The organism is Blautia sp. Sow4_E7, assembly GCF_052116245.1.
Classification (GTDB): domain Bacteria; phylum Bacillota; class Clostridia; order Lachnospirales; family Lachnospiraceae; genus Blautia_A.
This window is the reverse complement of record NZ_JBQKLL010000082.1, coordinates 1-4,243: the sequence shown is the minus strand read 5'-3', so window position 1 is coordinate 4,243 and position 4,243 is coordinate 1. Positions and strand designations below refer to the sequence as shown.

Here is a 4,243-nt window from a genome sequence, read left to right as displayed (position 1 = left end):
CCATTCAACAACTGTTATATATAAAACAAGGGTGAGAAGCCTGATTTTCAGGCTTGCCACCCTTACATATCATAGAAGAATCTTATTTACAGACTTTTTCTCATAGTCTCTATTACGCATTCCCCTTACTTCTATATTCCCTGGGGCTACACCCGGACTTTTTCTTAAACACATAGCTGAAATAATGCGGATCCTTATATCCCACCTCCTGTGCGATCTCCCCGGACGACTTGTCCGTCTCGCGCAGGAGCTTTTTCGCTCTGTCCATTCTCTTGCAGGTAATGTACTCCACAAAAGTCTTCTGCATATTCTGGCTGAAAATCGCGCTGAGATAGTTGGCACTCATATTCACCGCATCCGCCACTTCATTCAGGGAAATGGTCTCTTTATAGCAATTCTCGTCAATATAATCCAGCACCTTTTTCATAGCACTGTTGCCCTGGGATTCATTCTTCTCGTCACGGATATCAATGGCCGTCTGCAGCAGATCCATACAATAATCCGCCACCTGGGAAGCCTTAATGCTCATATCCTCATATTTGCCCTCTATCCGGTCACTATATTCCTCTTTGACCACTCCAATGGATTCCAGATACATAATGGTGGTAAACCGGATATGAAGCACCACATAATCCCGGAACATCCTGGACTCCAGCGCCTTACTCATTCCCCCAAGATATCCCTGAACAAATTCCTGAATCTCACAGCTGCTGCCCTTGGTAAGAAAATCCTTGATGATCTCCGGATTCAGCTGGGACGAATCCACTGCCTCCAGCCGGTTCTCTCCCTGTGAGTTTACATAACTGCCCAAGGTCTCTTCTGTCAGCACATGAAGCCCTGGCACCATAAAACGATAGGCGAAATAGTGATTTACACTCTGGTAACACTGGGAAAGCAGGCTTAAACGCTCCACTGGTTTTCCCACAGCCACATACCAGTCCATCTGCTCTTCGCCCTCGCAGGTACGCTTCACATAATCCACACAGTTGTCCGTCAGCTCCTGAAGCTGTGACATTTCCCCCTTTACCAGAACTCCATAACTGTTTACATTCCAGCGGAAAAGCAGATACTGGGGATAGCGCAGAAAATAATGAAGCACTTCATCCTGTTTCCGCAGAAAGCCTTCCATCTTGTCTTTATTTTTCTCCTGCAGATACAGGAAAAGAAGGTTATAGCCTGCTGCCGTGATCTCAATGGACTGACGCTCAGCCTCATCATAAATCTCTTTAACCGACAGCTCCCCTTCCAGGATTTTCTCCATAAACCGCCGTCTGGAAAACTGCTCATACTCCTGGATCTCATTCTGGAACTGGGTGCGGTAATCCTCCTGCTCCTGATCCTGCTCGATCTTCTCTTTCAGCTCCAGAAGCACGTTCTTCAGCTTCATCCTGGTAACAGGCTTCAGCAGATACTGATCTACACCCACTTCAATGGCCTGCCTTGCATACTCGAAGTCATCATACCCACTGATGATAATGATCTTCATCCGCGGAAATTCCTTGCTCACGATCTTGCTCAGGGAAAGCCCGTCCATAAATGGCATTTTTATATCCGTGATCAGCACATCCGGCTTTGTTTTACGGATCAGGGGCAAAGCCATTTCTCCATCTGCAGCTTCTCCTACAAACCGGTATCCGAACTGGTCCCAGGGAATCCTGTCCCTGAGTCCCTCACGGATCACCGTCTCATCTTCAACCAGAAATACCTTTAGTAACATTTTCATCCTCCCCGACGTTCTCCTGGGTATAAACCCGCTCCGGAACGTAATATGCTTTTTCTATCTCCTTGCCAGCTTCCATATCCCGAATGATCTGCTCCACATATTTTCCCTGGTCGGGATTACACTGGACATCAATGTTGATCTCGCCGTTTCGCACCAGCTCCACGCCGGCATCCACTGCGTCAAAAGAAATCACCGTAATATCGCCGTTTACCCCGGCTGTTTTTCCCGCTTCCTTAATGGCCTCCAGAGCTCCGAAGGTCATGTCATCATTCTGGGAAACCACTACGTCAATATCCTCATACTGATCCAGCAGTCTTGCCATTTCTTCTTTGCCCTTGGCGGTGGTAAACTCTCCGTCTACCTGCTGCAGGATGTTCCAGTTGTGCTGCACCGTAGCTACTTCATTGAAGCCACGGGTTCTTCCGATGGTAGCAGACGCGCCCTTGGTACCCTTCAGCACTACAATATTAACCTCATCCTCTTCCCGGCCCTGCTTTTTCATGTAATCCTCAAGCCAGTAACCAGCGTCCTGACCTTCACGGACAAAGTCAGAACCAACCCATGCCGCATAAAGGGAATCATCTTCCACAGAAACCATACGGTCCATAAGGATCACCGGGATCCCTGCATCCTTCGCCTCCTGAAGCACTGTATCCCAGCCAGTCTCCTCAATAGGGGAAAGGACTATATAATCCACCTGCTGGGAAATAAAGCTCCGGATGGCCTTGATCTGATTGGCCTGCTTCTGCCTTGCATTGTCGAAGATCAGCATGTAGCCGTTGGCTCTGGTAAAAGCGTCCTGGATGGACTGGGTGTGGGCACTTCGCCACACAGATTCACTGCCCACCTGGGAAACTCCAACCACGATCAGGTTGTCGTCCTCCGCCGGACTCTCCTGTACATTTCCGGTGCCAAAAGGACTTCCCAGAAGAACCAGCGCCACCAGCACAAATATGATCGGCGCCACAGCCCAGATGTTTTTTCTTATAAACTGTCTCATATGTCTGCCTCCAAAACCGCCGGGATCACGATCTCTACCGTTGTTCCCGTCCCCTTCTGGGACTGGATCTTCATTCCATACTCCGGTCCGAAATACATGTGGATACGCTCATTTACATTTGCCAGTCCGAAGCCCTTCTCCGTCTCCTGACAGGGCTTCTCGATCTGCTGGCGAAGCTGCGTAAGCTCTTCCTCATCCATACCCACGCCGTCATCCCGGACTGTCAGCCGGATGATATCCCCCTCTTTTTCCCCGTGAATGTGAATACAGCCCTTGGCACGCTTATACTTAATGCCATGATAAAGTGCATTCTCCACCACCGGCTGGAGGGTCAGTTTCAAAATCTGATATTTATAAATTACCTGATCCAGCTGAATATCATACTCCAGAATATCCCGGTAACGCATTTCCTGGATCTGAAGGTAACTGCTGATATGCTTTTCCTCTTCCTTGATGGAAATAAATTCCTTGCCTTTGCTGAGAATTTCCCGGAAAAAGTCGGACAAGGTAACGACCATAGTCACCGCTTCATCCGGCTCATTGGACTCGATCAGCCACACAATGGTATCCAGAGTATTATATAGAAAATGAGGCTGGATCTGCTCCTGAAGAAGACGCAGATCGGCTTTTCGCATTTTGCGCTCATCCTCTTTTATCTTGTCAATGAGGGACTGCATGTTTCCAGCCATTTTGTTGAAGCTTACGGCAAGCTCTGCCACCTCATCATCAGAATCCACCTGGGCCCTGGCATCAAAATCACCCTGGGCGATCTTCTCCGTTGCCTGGTTCAGCCGGTCAATGGGCTGCAGGATACTGGAAACGATCATAACCGCGCTGACAGCAACTACAATGATCAACACGCCAATGAGCACGCTGCACACCACCATGAAGCGCCCGATCTGACTCTGCAAAGTGTCGGTAACTATTTCCATGTAACGAGTCTGATAATAAATATAATACTGGATGTCGTCCTGGATCAGCTCCGTAAGGATATAAATGTTGTTATCCAGCTTCTCAATATTCTCGCTGTATCGGCCCCCTGCGGAAATGCTGTCCACAATGTCGTCCACCCTTTTTTCCAGGGTGTTGATGTTGCGGAGAAGACTTTCCAGCCACAGCTTGCTCTCAGACTCTGTTGTAATGGCCGTAAGTCTGGTAAACTCGCTGCGCAGCTCTTCAATTAACGTGTATGGATTCTTAAGACTTTTGTCTGTTTCGATAGTGTCCAGAGTGACATAGCCTACAACCAGCTTGTAAAGGCTCTCGTCCATCTCTTCTTTGAAATTCAGATTGTAATTATTGGCTACGGTCATGTTGCTTACGATCTCATCATAAGTGTTGCTGTAGCTTGCCATTGAGGCAAGAAGATACATCACAAGAAGAATAAACGGCAGTGTCACCACTGCCGCCAGATTGTAGACAAAGCCCTGCTTTTGCAGGGTTTTGCTATTGTTGGAACCGCTTTTCTGATATAATAAATATCAGAAGGGCGGTGTTTTTTATGATGACGAAAAATGCAG

Annotated in this window: 3 protein-coding genes; all 3 read right to left on the bottom strand. The window is 48.0% G+C overall.

The genetic code is table 11. The annotated features are described in order from the left end of the window. Positions 1 to 112: 112 nt before the first annotated feature. The 3 genes from ACTQ50_RS19120 to ACTQ50_RS19110 are packed head-to-tail and all read right to left on the bottom strand — an operon-like array spanning position 113 to position 4,123. Complete coding sequence (locus tag ACTQ50_RS19120) at positions 113 to 1,717, bottom strand: response regulator transcription factor (RefSeq protein WP_441485485.1); 1,605 nt, start codon at positions 1,715 to 1,717, stop codon at positions 113 to 115. Continuing rightward, the gene (locus ACTQ50_RS19115) at positions 1,692 to 2,723 is read right to left on the bottom strand and encodes an ABC transporter substrate-binding protein (protein ID WP_441485484.1); all 1,032 of its coding nucleotides are present in this window, start codon (positions 2,721 to 2,723) and stop codon (positions 1,692 to 1,694) included. Before ACTQ50_RS19115 ends, ACTQ50_RS19120 begins: the two co-directional genes overlap by 26 nt. Then, a complete protein-coding gene (locus ACTQ50_RS19110) occupies positions 2,720 to 4,123 on the bottom strand; it encodes a sensor histidine kinase (RefSeq protein WP_441485483.1) in 1,404 nt (467 codons plus the stop codon). The genes ACTQ50_RS19115 and ACTQ50_RS19110 overlap by 4 nt, the downstream gene beginning before the upstream one ends. Positions 4,124 to 4,243: the final 120 nt, after the last annotated feature.

What these genes read in the sequence shown, in the direction of transcription:
- ACTQ50_RS19120 (WP_441485485.1), bottom strand. Translation starts at nt 1,717, where the DNA reads ATGTTACTAAAGGTATTTCTGGTTGAAGATGAGACGGTGATCCGTGAG.
- ACTQ50_RS19115 (WP_441485484.1), bottom strand. Translation starts at nt 2,723, where the DNA reads ATGAGACAGTTTATAAGAAAAAACATCTGGGCTGTGGCGCCGATCATA.